This window comes from Rothia nasimurium, from assembly GCF_042660305.1.
GTDB classification, from domain to species: domain Bacteria; phylum Actinomycetota; class Actinomycetes; order Actinomycetales; family Micrococcaceae; genus Rothia; species Rothia nasimurium.
On sequence record NZ_JBHSTW010000030.1, the window covers coordinates 1 to 1,581 of the forward strand.

The following is a 1,581-nucleotide window of genomic DNA, read 5'->3' on the forward strand; positions in this document are numbered from 1 at the left end:
TAACGCTCATATTTTTGCCGCGGGTGGGGCCGTTGTCTAGTTGGTGGGTGTGGGGTGCGTGTCTACTTTTGAATAAGCCTCTCTGGCTCTCACGTACTGTTGCAGATGTAAAACAGATCCATGATTTCACTTCAGATGTGGCTTCTATGAAGCTTCCGTTTAGAACACCAGAAATTGAACATGTTTTTGAATCCGATAAACTGATTATCAGCATCGAAGAGCGACTTGAGGGAACCCCTCTTACCGATTGTCTAGCAACGGGAAAAACATCAGACTTGGATGTAGCTATTGACGCAATTATTTCAATTTTAGTTTCTCTGCGTGAAACATCCAAACCACAGAACGCCCACATGCTTCCGATGTTTGATATTAAAAATCCTGATAGTCACATGAGCGGAACTGAGTTATTAAGAAATCTTGCACAGAAACGTCTTGATGCATCCCCAGCTCTTTTGGAAATTTTTCCTGATGCTTTTGATTTTCTTGAACCGTTAGAGTATTGGTTATCAAGTCTAGACGGCCCTGAAGTGCTCACTCATGGAGATCTTTGTGGTGAAAATATATTGTTGGATAAAAACGGACGCGTCTCAGCCGTGCTCGATTGGGGTTTTCTAACATGTTACGCACCGCCTGCTATCGACCAGGGAATTTCAACTGGAATTCTAGATATGTATTCTCCACATGCGCAAGAAACCGATGAAAGATTTGTGTCTCGATTACTCACAAGAATTGATAATGCAGATTATAAGGACATATTGCGTGCTCGTGCTTTATACGCTCTTATTTCCGCAACAGCTTATTCAGCAAAAGGTGAAGACGGACATTTTATGTGGTGCATGAACCAATTTAATCGCTTTGAAGTGAGGGAGGCAGTGTTTAGCAGCTGACATTAAAAACGTTCAAATATCCTCTTTCCTCGAAATGGATTTCTCAAGAAACTGGAGTAAATACAAAAAGAGCTGCTTCTACTGATTTAGAAAAAGCTCCAGAAATCTCTTTTGGAGAACTTGAAATCCTGGCTCAAAACGTGTCGACCTAAGGATGATTGAGGCTTATTCATAAGGGGTAGCAACCACCAACTAGACAACAGCCCCACCAGCGGCAAAAAATTGAGGATAAATCATCACAAATATTCTCAAAGCCAAACCGGTCAGACCGTTGCCCCACAAGCCTATAACAGGCCTTAGCCACCAGCAATTCACCACGCTACTGACAGCCCTCAACAACCACCTCACCTGGATCAAACCCGACCAAAAACCACGCAAACTCACCCTGGCCCAGGCTCTGAAAATCACCCTGCTCTACCACCGGCACAATCTGACCGAAGAACTCCTGGCAGGATTCCACCACGTCTCTCAACCGACAATTTCAAGGACTATCAACCTGATAGAACAGGCACTAGTGAAGATCCTCAGGCCACTCATCCAGCCTCTTGAAAAAGCACTCGATGCACCAGGTTCACTGGTCATCGACGGCACACTGATACCGGTCTGGAACTGGGGGACTGTCAGATTAACGGTGTAAACCCACAACAAATCTAGCGACCAGCCACCTGCGGCAACCGATCACCAAAAACAATAG

The 1,581-nt window shown here is 44.7% G+C and carries 2 protein-coding genes; both read left to right on the top strand.

Annotated features, from left to right (window positions below; all coding sequences use genetic code 11):
• Positions 1-887: phosphotransferase family protein (locus ACFP6B_RS11000; protein WP_377129956.1), on the top strand; the 887-nt coding region annotated here is incomplete at its 5' end.
• Positions 888-1,158: 271 nt separating this feature from the next.
• Positions 1,159-1,524 (top strand): transposase family protein, encoded by a 366-nt coding sequence (locus tag ACFP6B_RS11005; protein ID WP_377129958.1) that lies wholly within the window; start codon positions 1,159-1,161, stop codon positions 1,522-1,524.
• Positions 1,525-1,581: the final 57 nt, after the last annotated feature.